Consider the following 26852-nt stretch of genomic DNA (forward strand, 5'->3'; position numbering starts at 1 on the left):
ACCCCACCCAGACCCAGCCCGCCGCCCTCGAGCAGTCCGGCCGCTCCGCCACCGACGTCGCGAACCAGATCGACCGCGAGTGCACGAAGACCTCCGCCGAGATCCTCAGCACCCTCCAGAACCTCGGCGCCCGCCAGCAGTTCACGACGGTCCGCCACCGCGGCGACTTCGACGCCCGCACCCCGGAGAACAGCCTCCCGGCCTTCGAGCAGTCGTACCTGCGCTGCCGCGCCGGCGTGGAGACGGACCTTCGTCGAACGGCCGACGGCACGCTCGTGATGTTCCACGACACCCACCTCGGCAAGATGCTCGAGCCGACCTACGACCCCGAGCAGAACACCGGCCGAACCCGGCGCTCGCGAGCACGACCTGGTCCCAGCTCCAGCAGAAGGACCTGCTCAACATCGCGCGCCAGCCGCAGCCGGGCGTGAAGGTCCCGAGCTTCGAGCAGTTCCTCGACCACTACCGTCGCGTCGGCGGCCGGTCGCTGCTGTACGTCGAGATCAAGAACACCTCGACGAACGTGGCCCAGTCGCAGAACGAGATCCTCGCCGCCGTCGAGGCGCTGACCAGCTTCCACCACCGGTACCCCGAGGCGAACATGTTCGACCGCGTGGTGTTCAAGTTCCGGATGTCGGCGTGGGCGTCCTTCAACGACTGGCAGACCCGCGCCCTCCGCGTCACCGGGATCCCCAAGCTCCCGCTGAGCCAGGTGATGACGTCCCGGCAGATCGCCCGGCAGATCGGCGGCAGCGGCACGTACCAGGACGGCATCGTGGCGACCTGGGCGCAGACGACGGCCGCGCAGCGCGTGCTGTCGGTCGAGGTGACGATGAAGGACTCCACCGCCTACAGCCACCTCACCCTGAAGCAAGGCCCGGCTCAGGCACCGACGTTCAGCAACGTCCAGTACTACGCGCCGGCGGGGAACGCGACGGCGCCGCCGGGGACGATGGCCGCCGCGGCCGAGATCGTGAAGCGGCACGGCAAGCCGCTCGGCCAGTTCGTCCCGATCCCGGACTGGGTCATGTTCCGCGACCCCCGGACGTTCACGTGGAACCAGGTGCTGCCCAACGCCGACGCCGGGAAGAGCACGGTGCCGGTGACGCCGCGGGAGGCGTACTTCAACAACGACTCCCGGTGCTGCTACGCGCTGCGCGACCGGATCGACGGCTCGACGACGCAGGACCGCGACCCTGAGCAGAACGACCAGCGGATCCTGCTGCCCTGGCTGGAGGACATCGGCGCGACGTTCCTGACAGCCGACGACACCGACAGCATCGACGCGTACTTCTCGACCCGCGGCAAGAACCTCGATACCGGTGACAACCGGGTCCGGCCGAACCGGCCCGACCTCGAGATGAACTCGCTCATCCACCCGGAGTCACGGCAGATCCCCTCCCTGCTCAAGTACGTGCAGGTGACGGTCCGGCCGGTGAGCGAGAGCAGCCGGTGGCACGTCTCCGGCACCCTGGCCTACACGGAGCGCCGCCGCAGCGGGGTCCCGGCGACGATGCGCGATCACACGATCTCGTTCGACTCCCGGTCGATGCCGCAGCGCGCCGGGGCCGCCGTCTACGGCACGGCGCACGTCTACATCCTGGCGTCGTGGCGGTGGAGCCTGGGCCCGAGCAGCAACTTCGACGGCGCGGACCTGCTCATCGAGTTGCCCGAGCACATCCGCGACGGCCGGCACGTGCGGGAGATGCGCCTGGCCGACGGCACCCGGCTCAACGTCCAGTACGCGGTGTCCCGGCAGTGGGCCGTGGCCAGGGATGTGACCGCGACGCTGCTGAGCAACGACACCTGGCAGCTGTACGGCGGCATCTGCGGGTTCTCGTCCGGCCCGCCACGAGCGGGGTCGAGCTGCGACACCGGCGACTTGTCCGAGACCCGCAGGTTCTTCGACCTGGGCCGTTCCGACCGCATCTCGGTCGCACCGAACACGACCATCCCGCTGGCGAACCACGTCGTCGCCGGCGCCCGCCCGCTGTCCATCCGCACCGACGTCTGGGGGCGCCGGGTCCTGCCCGACATGTCGCTGTCGGCGGGGACCCTGCCGCTCGACGACTGGGGGTCCGAGTTCGGCGTCCGGCAGACCCGGACGATCGGCGGGACCAGCCCGCACTCGGTGCGCATCGGCTACGTCCTCGACGCGGGCAGCAACCGCGCCGCTCCCTGAACCCGACGGGCCACGCGCGCCCCGGCCAGGCCCCGACCTAGACCGACGCCACCGACCCCCGGTCCACGAGCTCACCGCGCAGCGACTCGTGGACCGGGGCCGCCGGCGCCTCCCGCATCAGCCCGACAAGATGCCCGACCACCCGCGTCGCCAGCTCCTCCACGGGCAGCCGCACGCTCGTCAGCCCGATCAGGTCTAGCCCCGGCAGCACCCCGTCGCACCCGGTCACCGACACGTCCCCGGGCACGGACAGCCCGCGCGAGCGCGCCGCCCGCAGCACCTCCAGCGCCCGCAGGTCGGTCGGGCACAGCACCGCCGACACCTCGCCGGCCTCGACCAGCCCGAGCGCCTCGGCGATCCCGTCCGAGTTCCGGTGCACCGACACGGCCGACACCGACGCCCCGCCGGCCAGCGCCAGCCGCGCCATCGCCGTGGCCCGCACGGACTCCGGCAGCGACACCTCCCGCGACGGCGTCAGCACGGCCACGCTCCGGTGCCCCCGCCCGAGCACGTGCGAGACGACGAGCGCCGCGTGGTGCTCCTCGTCGTAGGTGACGGCGTGGATCTCCGGGTCGGACTCGGGCCGCCCGGCGCGGATCATCGGCACCGCCTCGCGGAACGGCAGCAGCCGCTCCGACGGGACGTCGCCGGTCGCGACGATCAGCCCGCTGACCCGCATCCCGAGCAGCCGGGTCAGCCCGGCGATCTGCCGGGACGCACCGACGTCGCCGGTCGCGGTGACGGTGAGGACCTCGATGCCGACCCGGTGCGCCTCGGACTGCAGCCGCGCGTGCAGCAGGCCGTAGGCCGGGTTGTACGAGTCGCGCAGCAGCAGCCCGACGGTGCGGGTGCGGCCCGCGGCGAGCTCGCTGGCCATCACGTTCGGCACGTAGCCCATGCGCTCGGCCATCTCGAGCACGCGCCGGCGCGTGGGGAGCGAGACGCGGCCGGTGCCGTGCAGCGCGCGGGACACCGTCGCCCGGGAGACGCCGAGCCGGACCGCGAGGTCGGCCTCCGTGAACGGGCGGCGCGCGGCCGGCCCGCCCGAGGTGCTGCTCACGGCGCCCATGCTAGGGCGCCGCCACCGGCGGGGGACCCGCGCGGGCCGGCACTCAGCGCCGCGGGTCGGCCAGCCGCCAGGTGCGCAGGTGGCGCCAGGTCAGCGTCTCCCACCAGTGCCCGGTCCAGCCGGCCGAGCGGAACTCGTACAGCCCGACCAGCGTCGCCGGGAAGGACGCCGGGACGGCCGGCGCGGGCACGGCGCGCACGAAGGCCTCAACCTGGTCCGCGAGGTCCGGCTGGGTGTTCATCTCGTGCGAGGCGAGCGAGATGTGCGCGCGGAACAGGCCCGGCCGGAACGGCGACACGAGCAGCGCGTCGATGGCGTGCGCCAGGGGCGCCAGCGCGGCGTTGACGTCCGCCGCGAGGTCGGCGAGCGCAAGGTTCCGGGTGCCGTCGGGCAGCCGGTCGACGTCGTAGGTGACGGCCGCGCCGTGCCGGACGATCCCGGAGTGGTGCACCGCGAACCCGGGCCGGTCGCGCAGGACCGGGTCGAGCGCGGCGACGATGTCCGGCACGTCGGCCCGGATCGGCACGGAGCCGGCGAGCGTCGCGTGCGGCGGGAACCTCCCGGCGGAGACGAAGCCGAACTGCCGCTCGACGCTCAGGGTGATGCTGGTGACGGCCGCGGAGGTCGCCGGGTCGGGGATCAGGAAGACGCCGTAGACAGGCTCGGTCATGGGTGCTCGCTTCGCTCTCGCAGGGGTGGGGCCGTGGGCCCGGGCCGGGGGAGTCGGACGCCCGGGCCCACGGCGGTCAGGTGGTCAGCCGAGCCGGTCGAGGTAGTCGGCGATGGCCGCGTTGCCGCGGGCCTCCGCGTCCTCCCAGGTCGCCCGGACGTCGGCGCCGCCGACGACGGCCTCGACGGCGCTCTTCACCGCCTCCCGGGCCTCGTTCATCGCGCCGGTGTGGCAGCCGGCGCTGGGCACGGAGTCCGTGGTGCGGGCGAGCTGGTCGAGCGCGACCTGCTGCACGTCGGTGACCTCGCCCTGCAGCGAGTCGAGCGCCTCCTGCGACGTCGGCAGGTAGCCGGTCTCGACGAAGATCCGCGCCTGGATCTCGGGCGACGCCAGGTACTGGACGAACGTCGCGGCGGCGGCGAGCTGCTCCGCGGACCGGCCCTCGTCGATCAGCCACACGGAGTTGCCGCCGGGGACGGCCCCGCCGTCGGGGCTGCCGACCGGGAGCGGCCAGGTGCCGAACTCGAAACCCGCGGCCCGCTCGGCGTCGCCGAAGATCCGCGAGGACTGGATCATGATCGCGGCCTGCTCCGAGGCGAACGCGGTGAGCGACGCGCTGCCGTCCGTGCCGGTGTTGAGCATGGTGCCGCTCGCGACCAGCTGCTGCAGGTGCTCCCAGATCCCGATCTGCGCGTCGCTGGTCAGGATGAACGCGTCCGCCGGGTCGGAGCCCACGCCGTTGTCGGGCGTGCAATACGTCAGCCCCTCCGAGGCGCTGAACTGCTCGGACCACCACGGGTCCAGGAACACCGTGAGCCCGGCGGTGCCGGTCGCGGCGTGCACCTCGGCGGCGACGTCGAACAGGTCCGTGATGCTCGACGGCACCTGCGCCGGGTCGACGCCCGCCTCCTCCAGCAGCGCGGCGTTGTAGAGCACGACCGGCTGGGACACCATGATCGGCACCGAGGACAGCACGCCGTCGAACGTGTAGTAGTTCGCGAGCACCGGCACCAGGTCCTCGCCGTCGAACACGGTCCCGGTGACGGCCGCGACCTCGCCGGGCGCGATCGTGAGCCCGGTGTCGTGCAGGTAGGTCGAGAAGGTGTCGCCGCCCTGGATGACGTCCGGCAGGTCGCCGGACTGCACCGCGTTGGTCAGCTTGGCCATCGAGTCGACGTAGCTGCCCTGGAAGACGGCGTTCACGGTGATGTCGTCGTGGGCGTCGTTGAACTCGTCGACGAGCGCCGTCAGGGTGTCGGCCGGGACGCCCGACACCGAGTACCAGAAGTCGAGGGTCACCGCCTCGCCGCTGCCGGTGTCCCCGGTGGGGTCGGACGTCGACGGCTCGTCGGACGACCCGCACGCGGACAGCGCCAGGGCGCCCACCGCGAGGGCACCGACGACCCCGCGCTTCCTGATTTCTCGCATGGTGGTGAATCCCTTCCTCATTTGACGGCGCCCTGCGTGAGGCCCTTGGCCAGGAATCGCTGGCCGAGGAGCACGAGGACGATGGTGGGAATGGCGGCGATGGTCACACCGGCGAGCGACGCACCGAGGTCGGTGCCGGATTCGTCGGTGAGGATCTTGATGCCGACCTGGACGGTTCTCGACGCCGGGGTCTCGGACACCACGAGCGGCCACAGGTAGCCGTTCCACGCCGCGATCGCGGCCATGAGCGTCACCGTGACGACGGTCGGCCGGCAGAGCGGCACGAGGAACCCGAACAGGAACCGCATCGGGCGGACGCCGTCGACGACGGCCGCCTCCTCGATCTCCTTCGGGAACGACAGGAACGTCTGCCGGAGCAGGAAGACGTTGTACGCGGAGACCAGGAACGGCAGGAAGACGGCGACGACGGTGTCGAACAGCCCGAGCGACCGGATGGTCAGGTAGTTCGCCACGAGGATGGTCTCGCCCGGGATCATCATCGTGAGCAGGATGAACGCGAACACCAGGTTGGGGCGGCGCAGCCGGCCGAACACCAGCGCGTACGCCGCGAGCAGCGCGGTGAGCACCTGCGCGGCGGTCTGTGCGAGCGTGACGACGCCCGAGTTCACCATCTGCCGCAGGATCGGCGCCCGGCCGAGCGCGGCGGTGAAGTTCTCCAGGGAGAACCCGGTCGGCAGCACGTCCCGGAACGTCCCGGTGAGCGCCTGGCCCGGGCGGAGCGCGGCGAACACGACGTAGAGGACGGGCAGCGCCACGAGCAGGGCGGCGACGGCGAGGTAGGCGATGACGGCCCCGCGGGCCAGGTGGGCGCGCATCAGTAGTTCACCCGCCGCTCGAGGACCCCGAACTGCACGGCGGTGAGGACCGCGATGACGGCCAGCAGGATGATCCCGCGGGCCGACGCCGCGCCGTAGTCGGCGGTGCCGCCGAACGCCTTGGCCCAGATGTCGAAGACCAGCGTCTGCGTGGCCCGGGCCGGACCGCCGCCCGTGACCACCTGGATGATCGTGAACTCGCGCATCGCCTGGACCGACTGCGTGACGACGATGAAGAACAGCGTCGGCGTGATCAGCGGGACCGTGACCGACCGCAGCAGTCGCATCCGGCCGGCGCCGTCGAGCGCGGCCGCCTCCTCGACGTCGACCGGGATCGCGTCGATCGCGGCGATGAGCAGCAGGGTGACGAACCCGATCGAGATCCACACGTCCACGAGCACGATCGAGACCAGGGCCATCGTCGGCTCGGTGAGCCAGCCCGCGGGTCGGCCGGTCAGGGCGATGGCGATCTGGTCGAGCAGCCCGTACGTCGGGCTCATCAGCGCGCGGAACGCGAGGCCGGCGACCGCCGCGGACACGGCCATCGGGATCAGCACCGTCGCGCGGGAGAACGCGGTGCCGCGCAGCCGCCGGGACAGCGGTACGGCAAGCGCCAGGCCGACGAGCAGCTTGCCCGCGACCGTCAGCAGGACGAACAGCGACGTGACGAGCAGCGTGCGCCGGAAGTCGGGCGAGCCGAGCATGCTCGCGTAGTTGTCCGCGCCGACGAAGCCCGACGGCCGGCCGAACAGGTCGGAGCTCTGGAACGACAGCACGGTCGTCCGCAGGAGCGGCCAGTAGTTGAACGCGAGCAGCGCCACGACGGTGGGCGCGAGCGCCCAGTACGCCCAGGCCCGCGGTCTGCTGCGTGACCCGGAGCGCCCCCTGGGGGACCGGGTCGCGACGACGTGCTGCATGGATCCTCCGAGTCGTCCCGTCTCCGCGGCAATGCGGAGTCACAAGTGCTTTGCGGTCCACCCAAACAGGGTCGAAGTGGACATCCGGGCAATCGACGGTAATCGTCGGTGCATTCGGATCGGCTTGCTCCGGACCGTACACCGATGAGTAGCATGTGACAACATCCGATAGCGCTCTGGTGACGTTTGCGAGAGCGCGTACGCAAATGTCACGAGGAGGTCACGGTGCAGGCAGCGCTGCTGGTCGCCGCGGGCGTGCTCGCGCTCGTCTACGGCTCCAACGCGGGCGCGACGATCGCGGCCACGAGCCTGCGCGTGCACGGCGGCCGGCCGTGGCTGGCGCTGGTCGCCCTGGGGGCGGCGATCGCCGTCGCGCCCCTGGTGCTGGGCACCGCGGTGGCGAGCACGGTCGCGCACGAGCTCGTCCCGTCCGGCGGCGACCCGCGCGCCGACCGCGTGGTGTTCCTGGCCGCCGTCGTCGCCGCGCTGGTGGTGACCGGGGTGCTGAGCCGCTGGGGCCAGCCGACCAGCCTGACGCTCGCGCTGATCGCCGGGATCGCCGGCGGCGGGCTCGGCGCCGGGCAGGCGATGGGGTGGTCCGCGATCGGGCGGGTGCTCGCGCTCGTGGCCGTCGCGCCGTTCGTCGGCCTGGCGCTCGCGGCCGCGCTGCACCGGCTGTCGGCCGCCTGGCGCGTGTCGCCCGCCGCGGTGCGGCGCTGGCACGTCGGGTCCTACGGCCTGCTGTGCCTCGCCTTCGGGTCGAACGACGCGCAGAAGCTCCTCGCGATCCTGGCGGTGGCCTCCGCACCGGGCGCGGCCACGGTCGACCCGGTGCTCTGGCAGCTGCTGCTCTGCGGCGGGCTGTTCACGCTCGGCGCGGCCCTCGGGCTGGCGCGGATGGAGCGGACCGTCAACCGCGGCATCCTCGCCGTCCGCGGCCTCGACGCCGTGACCACGCAGACGACGACGGCCGTCGTCATGCTCGCCAGCTCCGGGGTCGGCAGCCCCGTCGGCATGGCGCAGACGCTCTCCGGCTCCCTCGTGGGTGCCGGGCTCGCACGAGGGAGAGGGAAGGTCCGATGGGAGTACGCCGGGAGGGTCGCACTGGCCTGGGCGCTGACGGTGCCCGCGAGCGTCGTGGTGGCGGGCTGCGTCGCGTGGGGCGCGGGGCTGGTCGCCGGATGAGGCGGTTGGCGCGCGGCATCTCGGGCGCCGCCCGGGACGACCTGGTCGACGGGCTCGTCGGGCAGCTGCGCGCGACCGAGGAGGCGTGCGACGTGGCGCTGCGGCTGGCGCGGGGATCGGTGTCGGCGGGCGCCGCACGCGAGGAGGTGGCGGCCGTCGAGCACGAGGGCGACGCCTGGCGGGCGCACGTCGTCGAGTCGCTGACCCGCGCGCTGACCTCCTACCTCGACAGGGAGGACCTGTTCACCTACTCGCGGGCGGTCGACGACGTGCTCGACAACCTCCGGGACTTCGTGCGGGAGGTCGACCTCTACGGGGTGCGGCCGGCGCCGTCGTGGGTGGACGTGCTGGAGGAGATCCGGGTCGGGATCCGGGCGCTGCGGGCGGCGACGGAGTGCCTGCGGCGGGACGTGCGGCGGGTGTCGGTGGCGGTGCTCGCGGCCAAGAAGGCGCCGGTGCGGGGGCAGTACCAGCTGGCGATGGCGGCGCTGCTCGCCGAGCCGCTCACCGCGTCGACGCTGCGGCGGCGGGAGGTGCTGCGGCGGCTGGACATCGTGGGGCTGCGGTTGTCGGAGGCGGCGGATCACCTCGCTACTGCGGCGATCAAGCGGGGGACGTGACTCCGTAGGTGGTAGGGCTGGGTGGGCGAAAGCTCCGGTCCGCGGCTCACCCGGCCCATAGGATGCCGCGGTGACCCATCGGGAGGGGCGGCGGTGAGCAGCAGCATGATGCGCGACGGCGGCAGCGTCGGCGCAGCGGGGTCGGGGGATGTCCTCTCCGCAGGTGGGTACACCGTGGACATCGACGCACTGCGTTCCACGGCGAACGTCGTCCTCGGCGTGGCGGACCGCGTCGGCTCGGTCGCCGAGCGTCCGTCGATGCAGTTCGCCGAGGAGTACGGCTACTCCCTGCCGCCCGCCGCGACCAGCTGGGCGCAGCGGTTCTCGTACCTCATCGACGGCCTCGCGGGCGAGATCGAGCACGCCGGCTTCGAGCTGCGCGGGACCGCCACGGCCTACACCGAGGTCGACATCGCGGTCGAAGCCCGGGCGCGCCAGTTGAGTTCAGCCCTCGACGGGTCGGACGGGTGACGGCGACCGTCGTCGGCGCCGCGCTCGCCACCTGCTCCGACCCGACCGTCCTGATCCCGGGCTCCGCGGGCGCGCTGCGGGCGGACGCGGATCAGCTCGCCCAGCAGTCCCGCGCACTCGCTCAGCAGGCAGCCGATCTGCGAGATGCGCACCCGACGACGTGGACCGGCGCCGCCGCGGAGGGCTGGGCTGGTCGTCGCGAGCAGTTCGCCCAGACCCTCGAGGCGGTGTCGCAGATCCACAGCGCTGCGGGCGCCACGCTGGTGCTGCACGCGCAGACGGTCGAGTGGGGTCAAGGCGTCGCAGGATCAGCCGTCCGGCTCTACCAGCGGGGCCGCGCGCTTCGCGAGGCCGAGCTCGGCCCTTCTGGCGCGGTCCACACTGGCCGTGGCGGGGTCGCGGCCGACTCCGGCACCGGGCTGCGAACCCTTGCCGAGCAGACTCTCGACTCCGCGCAGGGCGAGGTCGCCGCATCGGCTCGCGCGGCGGCGGCCGTGCTCGACGAGCTGTCCGCAGGGCTCCCCGACGGCAGGTGGCATCTCGGCGAGTTCGCCCGGGGGATGTGGTCCTGGGTCACGGGCATCACGGACATGCTGGCGAAGTTCAACAGCCTCCGGCTTCTCGTCGACGGGGACGGTGTGCTGCGGGACGGCGCCGCGACGTGGCAGGGGGGCGTCGACATGTATGAGTCGCTGACCGCGGATCCCGTCGGGACATCCGAGCAGCTGGCCCAGCTCGACCTGCTGCGGGACCGGCCGGCGCAGTGGTGGGGGCAGCTGGCCCCGGACATCGCGCTCACCGCTGCAGGGGGTGCCGGTGCCGCCACGCGCGCTCTGCGCGGACTCTCCGCGGCCGAGGAAGTCGCGGCCGGCGGCCGCGCGGCAGCGTCGACGGGTGGACTGGCGGAGCGCTTGCACTGGACCATCCCGGATCCTGCGTATCGGGCGATAGAACCGGACTGGGGCGTCTCGTTCTTCAGCCGAGACATCGTGCAGTTCTACTCCGGCAGCGAGGCTCGCCTGGGGAGCGGTCGCGGTGCGTTCTTCCACATGACCGCCGAGGACGCGATGCAGCTGCAGACGCCGCACGACGTTCTCCGCGGCACAGGTTTTGCCCCGAGCATCGAGGACGCTGTGATCGTGCGGCCCGCTCCCGACGGTCCCGAGGTGTTCGGCATCGCGTTCCCTCGCGACGGCCTCTCGCCGCGGGTTCCCGAGCTCGCCGACTCAGCCGGACACCCGCACTACCTCGAGGGCGGGCACACCGCTCTCAGGATCGACGATGCTCCGGGTCACCCGGGCACGGGGGGCTACCTGGTCAACCCGACTCGCGAGTACGTCCTCGACGGTGCCCCGCCGGTGCCCGACGGGAGCCTGCTCTTCCAGCTCGGGCCCGACGGGACCTGGCTTCCGCTGAGGAGGTTCCCGTGACGGCGGGACCCACGTGCCAGGTGTGCACGGCACTGGCGCAGGCAGGGCGGCACGAGCCCTTCCTCGTCGACGACGTCCAGAAGTGGCTGCGGCTGTGGCGCTGTTCTCGATGCGGGACGTTGTGGATCGAGGGCAACGTTATCGCGTCCCCGATCGGTGAGGACGAGGCTGACGCGGAGGCTCCTGGGTGGCGGGACGAGGAACGCCGGCTCACCGGCACATCGCTGCCCACGCTTCTCCGGGAGTATGCGGACGGGCTCCTGGACGACCGGTCGTTCGCCATCGCGCTGTTGCACCACGATGTGCTGGGAGTGGACACCGAACCCGAAGACCGGTCCGACCTGGTGATCTACAGCGACGCCGCGGCGGCGCTCGCGGACCGGCGTGACGTCTCCACGCTGACGTGGGGGTCCGTCGCAGGGCGCCTGCGGTGGGCGAGCGGTCGGCGCCACGTCGTGATCGACCCCGCGTCCCCGTGGCGCTGCGATCCCGACGAGTACGTCGTGGAGTACCTCGACGCGAACGGGCGCCGCACCGAGACCGAGTCGGACAGACGCAGGGGGAACGAATGACGCACGACGCCGCGATGACCGGGCCTGAGCTGGAGGCGCTGATCAGGCGTGGGATGCAGGGCGAGGCCGTCGACGTCATCGGTGCTCTGCTGGTCGCCGAGCTGGTCGTGCCGAGCGGCGGCGCGGTCGGACCGAACTTCGAGGGCTTCGTCCCGGTGCTGTTCGACCGCGGGGAGACCCCGATGCTGGCGGTGTTCACCTCGCTCGAGCTCACGACGAGGGTGTCGCACCAGGCGCGGTTCGCGCTGACCATGACCGGGCGTGACTTGGTGCTGCGCATGCCGCGCGGCCACGGGCTCGTGGTGAACCCGGGTCACGAGGTCGGGTTCGAGCTGTTCCCCGACGCGGTGCAGGCGGTAGCCCGGCGTGCAGAGGAGGACTCCCCCGGCCGATGAGACCCGCGCCCCTCACGCCGGAGCAGTACCGGGCGATCGGCCAGGCCCTCTCGCAGGCGGCGCCGCCGGCGAGCTGGGCGGCGATGGACCTGACGGTCGTCTGCGTGCGGCCGGAGACCCCCAGCCGGCTCGCGGCTCGGATGCCCGGCGGTCGTGCGGTCAAGGCCAGTGGGCCGGTGCCGCGCGCCGTCACGGGGCGGCTCCGTGAGCGGCGGCGCGAGGCCTACCGCCAGGGTCTGGGCACGTGGTTCACGGCGCATGTCGTCGTCGACGCCTCGGGCAGGATCGCGCTCGACTTCGACTACGACAACCCGCCCGCGCTGAAGGCGGCGCCCAACTCGTGGGTCGAGGAGCTCCGGCGTTACCCGAGAGAGCCGCAGCACGTGCCGTCGTGACGCGCGCGGATCTGCCCGGGTTGGACCCTGAGCGTCGAAGCCGACGGCGCTCTCGCGTTCGAGGAGAGGTGATCGCGTGGCGCAACAGGAGGACAGGATGACCAGCGACGGCGTCCCGCGACGACGGCGACACCCCTCCTGGGACCTGCTCTGGACGGTTCCCGTCGCCGCGGTGCTCTCCGTGCTGCCCATCGGGTGGGCGTCCCTCAGCTGGTGCGGTGTCTGGGGCTGCAGCCAGGGCGCGCGCCGCGGCGATGCCGGCTCGATCATCCTGCCGGTCCTCGTGGTCGGGGCCTTGGTGGGCGCGGCCGTGGTGATCGTCCCGTGGACCGAACAGTGCGCACTTCGCGCTCTCGTGTCGATGGGCGTCGGACTGGCTGCTGCCGTGTGCGCCGGGGTCTACGTCCTTGACCTGTAGGTCGGGAGGTTCCCGCACAGGGGGCAGAACTTGACCGGTCTCGACGCATCTCGCCTGGATGCTGGCGACGTGGGGCTGGCGGCCACGGACCGCACGGAACTGGCGCGGTCCGCATCCGTGAGGGTCGTCTCGGCGGAGCATGCCGCCGGGTCCCGGCTCGACCTCCGAGCTACCACCACGCGACCGCGGACGGATGATGCACCCAGAGCACGGCCTCGACGGCTGCCTCTCGATCGTCCGCCTGGATCGCGCCACGGCGCCGATCACCCAGGAGGGCTGCGCGCCATTCTCCGTACCCGATGACGTGACGGGCCTGCCCCTGAAGCTGCGCGGCAGAGTATGACGAGAGGACCTCAGGGCCGCGAGCCCTGATCCGAGCCGCGGTCTGACCTTGGCGTGTATGGGTCAGAGTCACATACTGCGTACCAGTCCCGTTCGTCACGGGAGGGCGCGCCAAGCCCCAGACCGCAATCGGGTACACCTGGCGCTCGGGTCGTCGCAGCTCGTCGACGAGCTCCTGTGCGCGCCCCGAGGTGTTCGCTCGCCAGCAGAAGTCTCCCCACCCGATGTCAGCCAGGTCTCCGTACTGGGCTCTGAACTGTTCCTGCGCGCGAGGTTGGTCGGCGAAGTTCTCCAGGAGCAGAAGGATGCGAAGCGCGGCGCTGAGCACCTGCCCCGCGCCGGGCCCGAGGTCCGGTGCCGAGCGGCGACTCCCCGGACGTGGGTCCGAACCGTCCGGCATGGACGAGAGGGGCAGCCGCAGCTGATAGGCACCGCTCCGTCGGCGCACGATGTCCGGGAAGGCGCGGACGAGATCGGTCGCGCGGCGGTGGAAATCGAACGGGCAAGCGGCTCCATGCTCACTCCCGTGGCGTTTGAGCTTGAAGTGCAGATGCACGTCGACCGGTTGACCGGTCCGCCTCTCGACCTTCGTGTGCGCGGCCTGCCAGGTCGCCTCTACGCCGCACCCGGCACAACGCAGTCCGTCGCGGTGGACCCGCCCGGGATCGCGCTCCACCTCCTCGGGAGTCCAGGACTTCCCGTATGCGTCGACTACGCGCGGGATCGACGGTCGCCACTCCTCCGTCATGTGCAGGCCTCTCGTCCATCCGGTCGCCCGGATCTCGAGCGTGGCATTCCTTCGGCCTCGCTGAGTGCCGAATGGTGGGAAGCGCCCCTGCACGAGTGATATTGAGGTGTCGGCACTCCTCGAATGAGGTGCGCAGGCCCCGCGCCGTGGGTGGTAGGTGGCGCGGGTTTTTCAGCTCGCTCAGTACACGACCCGCCCCGACGCGTCCGCCACCCCCGACTTCCGCCAGAAGTAGCTCCGCACCTGGTCCCGCCACTCCACGGCCGACGCCCGCTGCACCTCCAGCCGCTCCCGCACCCGCGCGTCGAACTCGGCCGGCACCGCCCCGCCCACGAGGTCCGCCAACGCGTCCCACGCGTCCTCGACCGCGTCGAGCGCCTCGACCGCCTCGGAACGCGAGTCGTAGATGTGTTGGATCACCGTCTTCCCAGACCCGAGCACGTGGGAGTACGGCACGTGGTGGAAGAACAGCAGCAGCTCGTCCGGGCACGTCTCGACCGACTCGTACGTCTCCCGCCACGGCGACGGGAACTGCCCCGCGAACCCGGTCCCGGTCGCCACGGTGCGGTCGACCCCGATCCCGTCGCGGTCGGCGAAGTGGTACGTCCCCCAGCGCGAGTACTCGTACCCGTCGACGGACGGCCCGCCGTGGGTGCCCGGGTCGACCATGAACCCGACGCCCAGCGGCGCGGTGTACCCCTCGTACCGCGCCCACGAGCCGTCCATGACCTCGTGCAGCACCGACCGGATCCGCGCCAGGTCGTCAGCACCGGCCGAGGCGAACGTCAGCGCGATCCACTCGTCCAGCACGTCCTCGGCCGTGAGCGTCGAGTCCCACGCCAGCCGCCCGAACGCGTACAGGTTCGCCTGGGCCAGCGGGTGCCCGGTCCAGAACGCGTCGTCCCCGACGTTCGACACCGCGGCGACCCCACCCGCGGGCGACGACGCCCCGGATCCGCCGACGATCGACGCCACCGCCCGCGCACCGTCCAGCGGGAACCGCAGGTACTCCCGCCAGGCCGGCGCGAGGTAGCAGACGTGCCGCTGCTGCCCCGTGTACTCCTGCGTGACCTGCAGCTCGATCGCCAGCCGGGTGCGCGGCATCGCCGCCAGCACGGGGGAGAGCGGCTCGCGCACCTGGAAGTCCATCGGCCCGTGCTTGACCTGCAGCACGACGTTGTCGGCGAACGTCCCGTCGAGCGGTGCGAAGTGGTCGTACGACGCCCGCGCGCGGTCGGTGCTGCGGTCCCGCCAGTCCTGGTGGTGGTTGTAGACGAACGCCCGCCACATGACGGTGCCGCCGTGCGGGCGGAGGGCCGCGGCGAGCATGTTCGCGCCGTCGGCGTGGCTGCGGCCGTAGGCGAACGGGCCGGGCTGGCCCTCGGAGTCGGCCTTGATGAGGAAGCCGCCGAAGTCCGGGACCGCCGCGTAGACGCCGTCCGCGGTCGACGCCCACCACGAGGCCACCTCGGGGTCCAGGGGGTCCGACGTCGCCAGGCCGCCCAGCCGCTGCGGCGAGCCGAACGACACCGACAGGAAGATCCGGATCCCGTACGCCCGGAACACGTCGGCGATCCGGGCGACGTCCGGCAGGCCGTCGGTGAGCAGCCGTGCCTCGTGGGCGTGCACGTTGACGTTGTTGATGCCGACCGCCTCGACGCCGGTCGCGGCGAGCAGCCGGGCGTAGTCGCGGACCCGGCCCAGGTCGGCGCGGACCTCGCCGTCGGCGTAGAAGATCGAGCCGCCCGCGTAGCCGCGCTCGATCTGGCCCATCACCGGGTGCACGGTCATGTTGTCCCAGTGGTCGAGCATGCGGAGCGGCTGCTCGGGCGCGCTCGTCGTCGTCCCCGACGCCGCGTCGCGGCCGAGCATCCGCCCCACCGCCTCCTCGCGGGCCAGCGCGTACAGCCCGCGCAGGGTGGCCGGGCCGTCGGCGCCGAGCAGCACGGTGCGGTCGGCGGTCCGGACGATCGCGTGGCCTCCGGCGGGGACCTCGGGAAGGGCGTCGAGGCCGATCGACGACGGCGACGCGACCGCCTCGACCGGCGCGACGACCAGCCGCGCCTCGGCGGCGGGCGGGCCCGAGGCGCCGGACGACAGCTCCGAGCGGACCGTGTCGAGGCACGGCCCGGCGCCGAGGACGGCGGACGGCTGCGCGCGCAGCGGGGCCAGGGCCGCGTCGGGCAGCCAGGCGGGGTGGACGGTGACGGCGACGGCGTTGTCGGGGGTCATGGCTCCGGGGTGGGGTCGACGGTCACGACGGTCCCCGCGCCGGTGCGGCGACCAGCGGCGGGACGAGCAGGGTGGCGAGCGTGGGCTCCCACAGCGGGGCGGTGTGCCAGCGGGCGGACAGCGCGCCGTCGGGGGCGCGGGTGAGCAGCAGCCGGTGCGGGGAGGCGGTCGCGACGAGGTGCGCGCGCACGGTGCCGTCGGCCAGCCGCTCGGCGCGCGCGGCGACGGGGACGACGCCGTCGGGGACGGGGTCGCTCGGGGCGCCGACGGCGGTGTCGCCGGGGCGGAGCGTCAGGGACCCGCGGCTCCACGCGTCCGGGCGCAGGTCGACGACGCCGCCGGGCTGGCCGTCGCGGGCCGGGATCGTCAACCGCCACGCGGCGGGCCCGGCGTCGGGACCGGCGTCGTCCAGCGTCCACCCCGCGACGTCGAGCGCGGCGGCGTCCGACGCGACGTACCGGTCGCGCGCCGCCCACGAGTCCCGCTCCGCGACGCCGCCGAGCAGCGCCCCGGCCGACGAGACCGCCCCGCCCGACGCGTCGCGCGCACCCGCACCCGCCGCCCCGGCCGGCCACGACGCAGCCGCCGCCACCAGCCCCCACAGCACGTCGAGCACCCGCTGCGTGTCCATCGCCGACCCCTGGTACGCCACGACGACCCCGGACTCCGGCACCACGAGCGTGAACTGCCCGTACGCCCCGTCCATCCGGTACCCGTGCCGGCTGCGCCAGACCCCGTACCCGTACCCCAGCGCCCAGTCGTCGTGGGCGGTGTCGGGCTCGGGGCCCTGATGGTCCTCGACGAACGTGTCGGCGGTCGGCACGAACGTCGTCGCCATCGCCTCGACGACCGCCGCGGGCAGCACGCGCGTCCCGTCCGGCGCGACGCCCCCGGCCGCCAGCGCCATCCCGAGCCGCGCCTGGTCGTCGACCGTGAGGTGCAGCCCGGAGAAGCCCTGCTCCACCCCGGCGAGCGGGCGCCACCACCGGGGCCCGATGCCGAGCGGGTCGAGCAGCCGCGGCCGCAGGTACGCGGTCGGCTGCTCCCCGGCGACGGCGTGCACGACGCGGCCGAGGGTGCAGGTCGCGGGGGAGGAGTACGCGAACCGCGTCCCGACGGGGAACTCGGGCGGCGTCGTCAGCAGGACCGCGGGGTCAGCCGGCATCACGGACGTCTGCTCGCGGCTGTGCCCGGTCGACATGGTGAGCAGGTGCCGCAGCGTGAACCCGTGCGGGTTCGACAGGTCGAGGTGCCGGTCGACCGGGTCGCCCAAGCCCAGCCGCCCCTCGGACTCGAGCAGCAGCACGGCCATCGCGGTGACCGACTTGGACACCGAGTACACGAGGCCGGCGTGCTCCGCGTCGTACGGCGCCCAGGTGGCGCGGGCGAGGACGGTCGCGCGTCGGGCGACGACGAGCGCGTGCGGGTCGAGCCCGTCCAGCGCGTCGAGCGCCTCGTCGAACCCGATCACGACCGACCCCCGGCCGCAGCAGGCGCCGCCGTCGACGCCCGGATCACCAGCTCCGTCACCAGCTCCACCCGTGTCGACGGCGGCTGCCCGCCCGCGGCGAGCGTCAGCAGCATCCGGGTCGCCATGGACGCCATCTCCCGCAGCGGCTGGTGCACGGTGGTCAGCCCGGGGTCGATCCACTGGCTGATCGGCAGGTCGTCGTACCCGACGACGGACAGGTCGTCGGGGACGCGCAGGCCGAGCTCGCGGGCGGCGCGCAGGACGCCGAGCGCCTGGTAGTCCGACCCGGCGAACACGGCCGTGGGCCGGTCGGGGCGGTCGAGCAGGTCGAGCCCGTGCCGGTAGCCGCTCTCGGCGTCGAACGCGCCCCACCGGATGAGCGCGGGGTCCCACGGCACGCCGACCTCGTCGTGCGCGCTGCGGAAGCCGTCGACGCGGGCGCGGGAGCACAGCATGTCGTCCGGGCCGGAGATCGCGGCGATCCGGCGGTGCCCGAGCGCGAGCAGGTGCCGGGTACCGGACAGGCCGCCGTTCCAGTTGTTCGAGCCGACGGTCGGGACGCCGGCGGGCGGCTCGCCCTGGGTGTCGACGACGGCGAACGGGATGTTCCGCGACTCGAGCTGGTGGCGCTGCTTGGGGTCGAGCCCGGACAGGACGAGCAGGACGCCGAGCGGCCGGCGGGCCATGACGTCGTCGATCCACTCCTGGGTCGGGCGGTGCGCGCCGCCGAGCTCGGACAGCACGACGCCCACCCGCTCGGGGCCGCAGACCTGCTCGACGCCCTTGATGATCTCCTGCGCCCACAGGTTGTCGGCGGCGTGGAACACGAGGTCGAGCAGCCGCACGCCGTGGCCGGAGGCGCGCGTGGCGACCGGCTTGCGGTAGTCGTGCCGCTCCAGCGCAGCCTCGACGCGGGCGCGGGTCGACTCCGAGACGTCCGTGCGGCCGTTGAGCACCTTCGACACGGTCGGGATCGACACGCCCACCTCGCTGGCGATGTCGGCGATCGTCGTGCGGCCTCTCGGCATGGTTCCCCTTCGAAACTGTCGCTGTCGAGCAGCTGGTCCCGACTGTAGCGCACGCACCTCGCTCATCGGCAGGATCGGCGGAGTGGTTGACGGACGTCGCCCGACGCCCCTACGGTGCGGGTGAAACAGTATCGGTCGACGCAGCGCAACTTTCGACGACGCGCGGCCGGCCGGACCCACGACGAAGTGGATGCCACATGAGCGACGCACCGCCTCCCGCCCGACGCCACCCGCGCCGGCCGGTCGTGGTCCCCGCGGCGGTGAGCGCATGACCGTCCAGGGCCCCGAGATCACCACGCCGGCCCCCGTGCCCGCGGGGCCGGCCGGCCCGGCCGCGGAGATCACCCCGGCCGCCGACCCCGACGCCCGCGCCCGCCGCGGCCGCACCAGCCGCCGCACGCGCCGCGGCCGGATGGACGGCAAGATCCCGTGGCGCACCGCGCTGCGCAAGGACTGGCAGCTCTACTCCCTCGCCGTGCTGCCGCTGATCTTCTTCGCGGTGTTCCGGTACACCCCGATGCTCGGCAACGTCATCGCGTTCCGGAAGTTCCGCGCCGGCGGCAACATCTTCGGCGAGGAGTGGGTGGGCTTCCGCTACGTCGAGATGTTCCTGTCCGACCCGACGTTCTGGATGGTCTTCCGGAACACCCTGGTCATCGGGGCGCTCACGCTGCTGTTCTGCTTCCCGCTGCCGATCGTGCTGGCGCTGCTGCTGAACGAGCTGCGCTCGCGGGTGTTCAAGCGGTTCGTGCAGTCGGTGTCCTACCTGCCGCACTTCCTGTCGATCGTGATCATCGCCGGCATGCTGTTCCAGCTGCTCTCGCTGGAGGGCACGGTGAACCAGGTCGTCACGGCGCTGGGCGGGGACGCGGTGCCGTTCCTGCAGCGCCCCGAGTGGTTCCGCGCGGTGTACGTGTCGAGCGAGGTCTGGCAGACCGTCGGCTGGGGCACGATCCTCTACCTCGCGGCGCTGACCACGGTCGACGAGAGCCTGTACGAGGCGGCGCGGATCGACGGCGCGAACCGGTGGAAGCAGACCTGGCACATCACGCTGCCGGGCATCCGGCCGACGATGGTCACGCTGCTCATCCTCAACATCGGCACCTTCATGGCGGTCGGGTTCGAGAAGGTCCTGCTGCTCTACAACCCGCTGACCTATCCCACGGCCGACGTCATCTCGACGTACCTGTACCGGGTCGGCCTGGTGTCCAACAACTTCTCGTACGCGGCGGCCATCGGGCTGTTCGAGTCGATCATCGGCCTGACGCTGATCCTCTCCGCGAACGCGATCTCGAAGCGAGCGGTGGGAGCGAGCCTGTGGTGACGACCGTCGAGACCTCCGCGGGCCCGCTGCCCGCGCGCACCGGCAGCCTGCTGCGGGAGACCCGCGGGTACAAGGTGTTCCGGGCGTTCAACGTGGTGGCGCTGCTCGGCGTCGTCGCCGTGACGCTCTACCCGTTCCTCATGATCATCGCGCGGTCGTTCTCCTCGGACACCGCGATCCGGTCGGGCCAGGTGAACATCTGGCCGGTCGGGTTCAACCTCACGACGTACCAGCTCGTGATGAACGACGCGATGTTCTGGACCAACTACAAGAACACCGTGATCTACACCGTGGTCGCGACGGCGATCGCCCTGCTGCTCACCACCTGCTACGCCTACGTCATCTCCAAGCACCACCTGCGCGGGCGCTCGGTGCTCATCGGCATCGCCGTGTTCACGATGTTCTTCAACGGCGGTCTGATCCCGAACTACGTGCTCATCACGAGCCTCGGGCTGAAGAACTCGCTGTGGGCGATCGTGCTGCCGAACGCGATCAGCGTGTTCAACCTGCTGGTGATGAAGGCGTTCTTCGAGAACCTCCCGCTGGAGCTCGAGGAGGCCGCGCAGATCGACGGCCTCGGCACCTACCGGATCCTGTGGAAGATCGTCATCCCGCTGTCCAAGGCGGTGATCGCGACGATGCTGCTGTTCTACGCGGTCAGCTTCTGGAACTCGTGGTTCGCGGCGTTCCTCTACATGGACAAGTCCGAGCTGTTCCCGGTCACGGTCTACCTGCGGAACCTCATCGCCGGGTCGTCGACCGCGCAGTCCACGGGCGCCGCGGCGGCCGATGTCGCGCAGGTCTCCGCGAACATCCAGTCCGTGACGATGGTGCTCACCGTCCTCCCGATCCTCTGCGTCTACCCGTTCGTGCAGAGGTACTTCGTCTCGGGGGTGATGCTCGGCTCGGTCAAGGGCTGACCCCCGCTCTTCCCCCTCCCGCGACAAACGACGAAGTTCGTCACGAAAGGAATGCCATGTCCCAGCGCACGCGGGCGCGCGGCCTCGCCGCCGCAGCCGCCCTCGCCCTGGCCCTGACCGCCTGCTCCGGCGGCTCCGACGGCGACGAGGAGACCTCCGGCCTCGACAACCGCACGGGGGCGATGGAGGACTACGCCGCCGGCGACCAGTTCACCGCGACCGAGCCGCTCACCTTCTCGATGCTGTTCTCCGACCACCCGAACTACCCGTCGCAGGACGACTGGCTGCTGTGGTCCGAGATCACCGACCGCACGAACGTCACGCTCGACCCGACGCTGGTGCCGATGTCCGACTACGAGCAGAAGCGCAGCCTGCTGATCGGCGCCGGCGACGCCCCGTCGATCATCGCGAAGACCTACCCGGGGCAGGAGGACGCGTTCGTGTCCTCGGGCGCGATCCTCGCCGTCTCCGACTACGTCGACCTGATGCCGAACTTCCAGCAGAAGGTCGCCGACTGGGGCCTCGAGGACAACATCGACCAGCTGCGGCAGGCGGACGGCAAGTACTACGTGCTGCCCGGCCTGCACGAGGCGCCGTGGCAGGACTACACGATCGCGATGCGCACGGACGTGCTCGCCGACCTCGGGCTCGCCACCCCGACCTCGTGGGACGAGTTCCGCACCACGCTCGAGGCGATCAAGGAGGCCCGCCCCGGCGAGTACCCGTTCTCCGACCGGTTCTCCGAGACCTACCCGGGCGGCAACCTGCTGAACATGGCGGCGCTCGGCTTCGGCACCTCCGCCGGCTGGGGCTACAACAACGCGACCTGGGACGGCGACGCCGGGGAGTTCGTCGCCACCGCCGCGATGCCGGAGTACAAGGAGATGGTCGAGTACTTCCACGACCTCGTCGCCGACGGCCTGATGGACCCCGAGAGCTTCACCCAGGACGACGACAGCGCGATCCAGAAGTTCGTCACCGGGAAGTCAGTGGCCATCGGCACCAACGCGCAGAGCGTCGTCAACGAGTACGAGCCCGGGCTCGCGACGAACGACCCGGACGCGACCGTCGCCAAGATCCCGTTCCCCTGCGGCCCGATCGGCTGCGTGCTGAACCCGGTCACGCAGCTGGAGAACGGCATCATGATCAACGCGGACGCGGCCGACTCGCCGAACTTCGTCGCGATGATGCAGTTCATCGACTGGCTGTTCTACTCGGACGAGGGCCAGGAGTTCACCAAGTGGGGCGTCGAGGGCACCACCTTCGAGAAGGCCGCCGACGGCACCCGCACCCTCGCCGCCGACGTCGACTTCGTGGGCCTCAACCCGTCGGGCACGAAGCACCTGCAGAAGGACTTCGGGTTCTCGGGCGGCAACTTCGCCTACGGCGGCGCGACCGAGCTGCTGTGGTCGACGTTCTCCGACGCCGAGGTCGCGTTCCAGGAGTCGATCGCCGACTACGACATGATCGACCTCGCGCCGCCGGCCCCGCTGGACGAGACCGAGAACGAGCAGCTGACGCTCATCGACACCACGCTCCGGGACGCGGTCTCGCAGGGCACGATCCAGTTCATCCTCGGCCAGCGCGACCTGTCCGAGTGGGACGCGTTCGTCGCCGACCTGGAGAGCAAGGGCGCGACGCAGTACGTCGACGTCGTCAACGGCGCGCGCGACCGCTACGTGGCCGACAACGGCTGAGCCCTCGCCGTCGTCCCGGGCGCCACTGCCCTCGCGCCCGGGACGGCGGCGAGCTTCGTCCCCACCCCTCGACCGGAGAGCCCCATGACCAGCACCGGCGCACCCGCCGTCGTCGTCCCGTCCGAGCCCGTCGGCGTCCTGCCGCCCGCCTGGCGCGCCTGCGTCGGCACCGGCCGCACCCGCGAGGTGCTGCACGCCGACTACCGCGACTCGCTCGCGGTGGTGCAGGACGAGATCGGGTTCGGCGCCACCCGCGCGCACGGCATCCTGCACGACGACATGGGGCTGGTGCAGCCCTGGTCGCACGAGGGGCGGTCGGGGACCCGGTACGGCTTCGCCTACCTCGACCTCGTGGTGGACACCTGGCTGGACGCGGGCATGGCGCCGTTCCTCGAGCTCGGGTTCATGCCGGCCGCGCTCGCGTCCGGGGACCAGACGGTGTTCTGGTGGCAGGGCAACGTCACGCCGCCGCGGGACCACGACGAGTGGGCCGCCCTGGTGCGCGCGCTGGTGCGGCACCTGGTCGACCGGTACGGGATCGAGACGGTCCGCACCTGGCCCGTCGAGGTGTGGAACGAGCCGAACCTGCCGTTCTTCTGGCAGGGCGCCGACGAGGCTGCGTACCACCGGCTGTACGACGCGACAGCGCGCGCCGTGAAGGATGTCGACGCGGAGATCCTCGTGGGCGGGCCCGCGGTCTCGCCCGGCGCCGACGACTGGCTGCCGCGGTTCGCCGAGCACGTGGCCGACGCCGGGGTGCCGTGCGACTTCGTCAGCAAGCACGCGTACACCTCGGGGCCGGCGCAGCACGTGCCGTTCGGGACCTACCAGACGCTGCGGCCGCCGCAGGACCTGCTCGACCAGCTCGCGACGCCGCGCACGCTGCTGGCCGGGACCGCGCTGGCCGGGCTGCCGGTGCACATCACGGAGTTCTCCTCGTCGTACCGGCCGGACAACCCGATCCACGACACCGCCTACCAGGCGGCGTACCTGGCGCCGGTGCTCGCCGGCGGCGGCGACCTGGTCGACTCGTTCTCCTACTGGACGCTCTGCGACGTGTTCGAGGAGGTCGGCATCCCGACGGCGCCGCTGCACGGCGGGTTCGGCCTGCTCGGCCACCGCCAGCTGCGCAAGCCGGTGTTCCACCTGTACGCGTTCATGGCCCGGCTCGGGTCGGCGGTGCTGGCCCGGGGATCCGACCACCTGGTGACGCGGCACCCCGACGGGCGCGTGACGGCGCTGCTCTGGCAGCCGCTCGACGGCGCGGCTCCCGCCGAGGCGGGGCACCGGGTCCGGCTCGACCTGCCCGGCGCCGGCCCCGCGGTCGTCACCGAGCGGCACGTCGACGCCGAGCGCGGGAACGTGCGCACCGCCTGGCAGGCGATGGGCAGCCCGCTCGCGCCGGACCACCGGGCGCTCGCGGACCTGCACGACGCGTCGGTGCCGGCGCTGACGGTGCGCCGGGTGCCGGCCGACGCGGGGCGGTGGGTGGTCGACGTGGCGCTCGGGCGGCACGGGATCGCGCTGGTCGAGGTCACCGGGGCGCCGGACCACGCGCCGGCGTGGACGGACGACGGGCGGCTGCTGGGGGCTGCTGCGTCGCCGGGCGGCGGGGGCGGCGCCGCCGCCGGCGCCGCGGGGGCCGGCGACGGGGGTGCGCGGTGAGCGCCGCCCGGGCCTGGACCGACGACGAGGTCGGGCGCGGCCCGCTGTCCCGCGGGGCCGCCGCCGTCTACCGGGTGCTCGTCCTCGAGGCGCTGCTCGTCCTCACCACGCTGCCGACGGCCGTGCTCGTCGTCCTGCTCGACCGGTCCGCCGCCAACCTGCCGCTGTTCGCCGCCGCGCTGCTGCCGGTCGGGCCCGCCGTGGTCGCGGGGCTCGCCGCCGCGCGCGCCTGGGAGGTCGACCCGGACCTGTCGCCGGCCCGCGGCTTCTGGCGGGCGTACCGGCGCGACGCCCTCGGCACGCTCGCCTGGTGGGCGCCGCTGCTGGCCGTCCTCGCCGTGCTGGCGGTGAACGCCGCGCACGCCGAGGTCGTGCCCGGGGGCGCGGCGCTGCGCCCGGCGGGTCTGGTGCTGGCGGCGCTGCTCGTCGTCGTCGGCGGGCACCTCGCCGTGCTGCAGGCGCGGTTCGCGTTCCGCCTCCGGGACGCCGTGCGGATCGCGCTCGCCGAGGTGGTGCCGCAGTGGCGGTTCAGCCTCGGCGTCCTGTGCCTGCTCCTGGTCGGCGCCGCGGTCACCGTGCTGGCGTTCGACGTGGTCACCGTCCTGCTCGCCTGGGCCGGCGTGCTGCTGCTGCACGCCATGGCCCGCCCACTCGTCGCCGACGTCACCGAGAGGTTCACCGTCCATGTCTGACGCCCCGCCGCTGCGCACCCCCGCGCCCGCACCGACCCCGGCGCGGCTGCCGCGCACCGACTCGATCGCCTTCGGCGGCGACTACAACCCCGAGCAGTGGGGCAAGGACGTCTGGGACGCCGACTACGCCGCGTTCGACGCCGCCCGGATCACCACCGTGACGCTCGGGGTGTTCAGCTGGTCGCTCACCCAGCCCGCCGAGGACGTCTTCGACTTCACCGTGCTCGACGAGATCGTGCAGCGCGCCGCCGACGAGGGCCGCCAGGTCTGCCTCGCCACCGGCACCGGCGCGCTGTCGCCGTGGATCGCCCGGGCGTACCCGGAGGTGACGCGCGTCGACTTCGAGGGGCGCAAGCACCGGTACGGCCAGCGGCACAACGCGTGCTGGTCGTCCCCGGCGTTCCGGCGCCTGGCCGCGGGCATCGCGGGCCGGGTCGCCGAGCGGTACGCCGACCACCCCGCCGTGATCGCCTGGCACGTCGGCAACGAGTACGGCGGCGACGGCGGCGCCTGCTACTGCGACCTGTGCGCCGCCGAGTTCCGGCTCTGGCTGCGCGCCCGGTACGGCACGCTGGACGCGCTGAACGAGGCGTGGAACGCCACCTTCTGGTCGCACCGGTTCACCGACTGGGACGAGATCGAGCCGCCCAGCGCGCTCACCGAGCACTGGAAGGGCCGCGGGTACACGGCGTTCCAGGGCATCACGCTCGACTACTACCGGTTCAGCACCGACAACGCGATCCGCCAGTTCACCGAGGAGAAGGCCGCGATCCGCGCGCACTCCGACCTCCCGGTGACCACCAACTTCATGGGGTTCTTCCAGCCGCTCGACTACCACCGCTGGGCCCCGCACCTCGACTTCGCGTCCTGGGACAACTACCCGCCGCGCAGCGACGAGCCGTGGCGCACCGCGCTGACCCACGACCTCATGCGCGGGCTCAAGGACGGGGCGCCGTTCTGGCTGATGGAGCAGACCCCGACGGTCACCGCGTCCCGGGACGTCAACCCGGTCCGCCGCCCCGGGATCATGCGGCTGTGGTCCTGGCAGGCCGTCGCGCACGGCGCCGACTCGGTGCTGTTCTTCCAGATGCGGGCGTCCCGGGGTGCCTGCGAGATGACCCACGGCGCGGTGCTCGACCACGCCGGCCGGCTCGACACCCGGGCGTTCCGCGAGGTCGCGGGGCTGGGGGCCGAGCTGGAGCGGCTGGGGGACACGCTGCTCGGGGCCCGGACGCCCGCGCGCACGGCGCTGCTGGTGGACTGGGACTCGTGGTGGGCGGTCGAGATGGCCGACGGGCCGAACCGCCTCGTGAAATACCTGCCGACGCTGCTGGAGTGGGGCCGGGCGTTCTGGGACGCGGGCGCGCAGGTGGACGTCGTCCCGGTGACCGCAGACCTCTCGGGGTACGACGTGGTGGCCGCGCCGCTGCTGCACATGGTGAAGGGCGACCTGGCCGGGCGCCTCGCCGCGGTGGCCGCGCGCGGCGGGACCGTGCTGACCGGGTACCTGTCCGGGCGGGTCGACGAGGACGACCGGCGGTTCCTCGCCGACGTCCCCGGGCCGCTGGCGGGGCTCGCGGGGGTGCGGGTCGCGGAGACGGACGCGGCGGAGCCCGGGGTGGTGAACCCGGTGGCGTTCGCCGGGGCGGGGGCGCCGACCGTCGACGGGTCGATGGTCTTCGAGGTCCTCGTGCCCGAGGGAGCGGAGGTCATGGCCCGGTACGGCACCGACTTCTACGCCGGCGAGCCGGCGGTGACCCGGAACCGGGTGCCGGTGGTGGGCGCCGCGGACGCCGGCGCCCAGGGCCACGTCTGGTACGTCGGCACCGAGCTCGCCCAGGAGGGCCTGGCGCACGTCGTCCGCGCCGCGCTGGCCCGGCACGACCTGCTCGGTCCGTACGCCGACGTCCCGGGCCTCGAGCTCGCGACCCGGGTCACGACGACGGGCGACCGCGTCGACCTCCTGCTGCACCACGGCACGGAGCCGGTGACGGTCGAGGCCCACGCCGACGGCACCGACCTCCTCACGGACCGGCGCTGGACCGCCGGCGACCGCGTCACGCTCGCCCCGGCGGACGTCGTCGTCCTCCGCCGCACCTGACCGGCATCGCACCCGCCCCTACCCGCGCCCGCTCCCTACCCGCT

Annotated in this window: 25 protein-coding genes; 16 read left to right on the top strand and 9 right to left on the bottom strand. The window is 72.8% G+C overall.

Annotated features, from left to right (window positions below; genetic code table 11):
* Positions 1-431, top strand: a 431-nt coding sequence (locus tag MHY85_RS10520) for a glycerophosphodiester phosphodiesterase family protein (RefSeq protein ID WP_304518939.1), incomplete at its 5' end; no start/stop codon positions are given.
* On the top strand, positions 428-2182 hold the full coding sequence (locus tag MHY85_RS10525; RefSeq protein WP_239196106.1) for a hypothetical protein: 1755 nt from the start codon (positions 428-430) through the stop codon (positions 2180-2182). The genes MHY85_RS10520 and MHY85_RS10525, both read left to right, overlap by 4 nt.
* Before the next feature lie 37 nt (positions 2183-2219).
* Here the strand turns inward: MHY85_RS10525 and MHY85_RS10530 are convergent, their stop codons facing one another.
* From MHY85_RS10530 to MHY85_RS10550, 5 genes are all read right to left on the bottom strand, one after another.
* Complete coding sequence (locus MHY85_RS10530; protein WP_239196108.1) at positions 2220-3242, bottom strand: LacI family DNA-binding transcriptional regulator; 1023 nt, start codon at positions 3240-3242, stop codon at positions 2220-2222.
* A gap of 52 nt (positions 3243-3294) precedes the next feature.
* On the bottom strand, positions 3295-3921 hold the full coding sequence (locus tag MHY85_RS10535) for a 2'-5' RNA ligase family protein (RefSeq protein WP_239196110.1): 627 nt from the start codon (positions 3919-3921) through the stop codon (positions 3295-3297).
* An 84-nt stretch (positions 3922-4005) separates the two neighbouring features.
* The gene (locus tag MHY85_RS10540; protein WP_239196112.1) at positions 4006-5370 is read right to left on the bottom strand and encodes an ABC transporter substrate-binding protein; all 1365 of its coding nucleotides are present in this window, start codon (positions 5368-5370) and stop codon (positions 4006-4008) included.
* Positions 5367-6185, bottom strand: coding sequence for a carbohydrate ABC transporter permease (locus MHY85_RS10545; RefSeq protein ID WP_147795638.1), 819 nt, complete (start codon positions 6183-6185; stop codon positions 5367-5369). Before MHY85_RS10545 ends, MHY85_RS10540 begins: the two co-directional genes overlap by 4 nt.
* Positions 6185-7102, bottom strand: coding sequence for a carbohydrate ABC transporter permease (locus MHY85_RS10550; protein ID WP_239196114.1), 918 nt, complete (start codon positions 7100-7102; stop codon positions 6185-6187). Before MHY85_RS10550 ends, MHY85_RS10545 begins: the two co-directional genes overlap by 1 nt.
* 225 nt (positions 7103-7327) lie before the next feature.
* Here MHY85_RS10550 and MHY85_RS10555 point away from each other — a divergent pair, with 225 nt between their 5' ends.
* The 8 genes from MHY85_RS10555 to MHY85_RS10590 all read left to right on the top strand — a co-directional run bounded on the left by MHY85_RS10555 (position 7328) and on the right by MHY85_RS10590 (position 12588).
* The gene (locus MHY85_RS10555; protein WP_239196116.1) at positions 7328-8287 is read left to right on the top strand and encodes an inorganic phosphate transporter; all 960 of its coding nucleotides are present in this window, start codon (positions 7328-7330) and stop codon (positions 8285-8287) included.
* Complete coding sequence (locus tag MHY85_RS10560; RefSeq protein WP_239196118.1) at positions 8284-8907, top strand: DUF47 family protein; 624 nt, start codon at positions 8284-8286, stop codon at positions 8905-8907. Before MHY85_RS10555 ends, MHY85_RS10560 begins: the two co-directional genes overlap by 4 nt.
* A gap of 93 nt (positions 8908-9000) precedes the next feature.
* Positions 9001-9378, top strand: a complete 378-nt coding sequence (locus MHY85_RS10565; RefSeq protein WP_239196120.1) for a hypothetical protein — start codon at positions 9001-9003, stop codon at positions 9376-9378.
* Positions 9375-10808 (top strand): WXG100 family type VII secretion target, encoded by a 1434-nt coding sequence (locus MHY85_RS10570; protein ID WP_239196122.1) that lies wholly within the window; start codon positions 9375-9377, stop codon positions 10806-10808. Before MHY85_RS10565 ends, MHY85_RS10570 begins: the two co-directional genes overlap by 4 nt.
* A complete protein-coding gene (locus tag MHY85_RS10575; protein ID WP_239196124.1) occupies positions 10805-11380 on the top strand; it encodes a hypothetical protein in 576 nt (191 codons plus the stop codon). The genes MHY85_RS10570 and MHY85_RS10575 overlap by 4 nt, the downstream gene beginning before the upstream one ends.
* A 14-nt stretch (positions 11381-11394) precedes the next feature.
* Positions 11395-11775, top strand: a complete 381-nt coding sequence (locus tag MHY85_RS10580) for an SseB family protein (RefSeq protein ID WP_239196126.1) — start codon at positions 11395-11397, stop codon at positions 11773-11775.
* Positions 11772-12170, top strand: coding sequence for a hypothetical protein (locus tag MHY85_RS10585; protein WP_239196128.1), 399 nt, complete (start codon positions 11772-11774; stop codon positions 12168-12170). Before MHY85_RS10580 ends, MHY85_RS10585 begins: the two co-directional genes overlap by 4 nt.
* A gap of 97 nt (positions 12171-12267) precedes the next feature.
* Positions 12268-12588 carry a hypothetical protein gene (locus MHY85_RS10590; RefSeq protein ID WP_239196130.1) on the top strand — a complete coding sequence of 107 codons (321 nt, stop codon included), beginning with the start codon at positions 12268-12270 and terminating at the stop codon, positions 12586-12588.
* 169 nt (positions 12589-12757) lie between these two features.
* Here the strand turns inward: MHY85_RS10590 and MHY85_RS10595 are convergent, their stop codons facing one another.
* The 4 genes from MHY85_RS10595 to MHY85_RS10610 all read right to left on the bottom strand — a co-directional run bounded on the left by MHY85_RS10595 (position 12758) and on the right by MHY85_RS10610 (position 18409).
* Positions 12758-13678, bottom strand: coding sequence for a hypothetical protein (locus MHY85_RS10595; protein WP_239196132.1), 921 nt, complete (start codon positions 13676-13678; stop codon positions 12758-12760).
* Positions 13679-13858: 180 nt separating this feature from the next.
* Positions 13859-15910 (bottom strand): alpha-glucuronidase, encoded by a 2052-nt coding sequence (locus MHY85_RS10600; protein WP_239196134.1) that lies wholly within the window; start codon positions 15908-15910, stop codon positions 13859-13861.
* A gap of 22 nt (positions 15911-15932) precedes the next feature.
* The gene (locus MHY85_RS10605; protein ID WP_239196136.1) at positions 15933-17381 is read right to left on the bottom strand and encodes a serine hydrolase; all 1449 of its coding nucleotides are present in this window, start codon (positions 17379-17381) and stop codon (positions 15933-15935) included.
* Positions 17378-18409 carry a LacI family DNA-binding transcriptional regulator gene (locus MHY85_RS10610; RefSeq protein ID WP_239196138.1) on the bottom strand — a complete coding sequence of 344 codons (1032 nt, stop codon included), beginning with the start codon at positions 18407-18409 and terminating at the stop codon, positions 17378-17380. Before MHY85_RS10610 ends, MHY85_RS10605 begins: the two co-directional genes overlap by 4 nt.
* A 268-nt stretch (positions 18410-18677) precedes the next feature.
* Between MHY85_RS10610 and MHY85_RS10615 the strand changes: the two genes are divergently transcribed.
* The 6 genes from MHY85_RS10615 to MHY85_RS10640 all read left to right on the top strand — a co-directional run bounded on the left by MHY85_RS10615 (position 18678) and on the right by MHY85_RS10640 (position 26808).
* A complete protein-coding gene (locus MHY85_RS10615; protein ID WP_187365216.1) occupies positions 18678-19733 on the top strand; it encodes a sugar ABC transporter permease in 1056 nt (351 codons plus the stop codon).
* Positions 19727-20653 carry a carbohydrate ABC transporter permease gene (locus MHY85_RS10620; protein WP_374233416.1) on the top strand — a complete coding sequence of 309 codons (927 nt, stop codon included), beginning with the start codon at positions 19727-19729 and terminating at the stop codon, positions 20651-20653. The genes MHY85_RS10615 and MHY85_RS10620 overlap by 7 nt, the downstream gene beginning before the upstream one ends.
* Positions 20654-20709: 56 nt before the next feature.
* On the top strand, positions 20710-22350 hold the full coding sequence (locus MHY85_RS10625) for an extracellular solute-binding protein (protein WP_239196142.1): 1641 nt from the start codon (positions 20710-20712) through the stop codon (positions 22348-22350).
* A gap of 84 nt (positions 22351-22434) precedes the next feature.
* Complete coding sequence (locus tag MHY85_RS10630; protein ID WP_239196144.1) at positions 22435-24015, top strand: xylan 1,4-beta-xylosidase; 1581 nt, start codon at positions 22435-22437, stop codon at positions 24013-24015.
* Entirely contained in the window at positions 24012-24707 is a 696-nt protein-coding gene (locus MHY85_RS10635; protein WP_239196146.1) for a DUF624 domain-containing protein, read from the top strand. Before MHY85_RS10630 ends, MHY85_RS10635 begins: the two co-directional genes overlap by 4 nt.
* Positions 24700-26808 (top strand): beta-galactosidase, encoded by a 2109-nt coding sequence (locus tag MHY85_RS10640; RefSeq protein WP_239196148.1) that lies wholly within the window; start codon positions 24700-24702, stop codon positions 26806-26808. Before MHY85_RS10635 ends, MHY85_RS10640 begins: the two co-directional genes overlap by 8 nt.
* Positions 26809-26852: the final 44 nt, after the last annotated feature.

Origin of the sequence: Cellulomonas sp. ACRRI, from assembly GCF_022346185.1 — a bacterium.
In the GTDB taxonomy this organism is placed as follows: domain Bacteria; phylum Actinomycetota; class Actinomycetes; order Actinomycetales; family Cellulomonadaceae; genus Cellulomonas.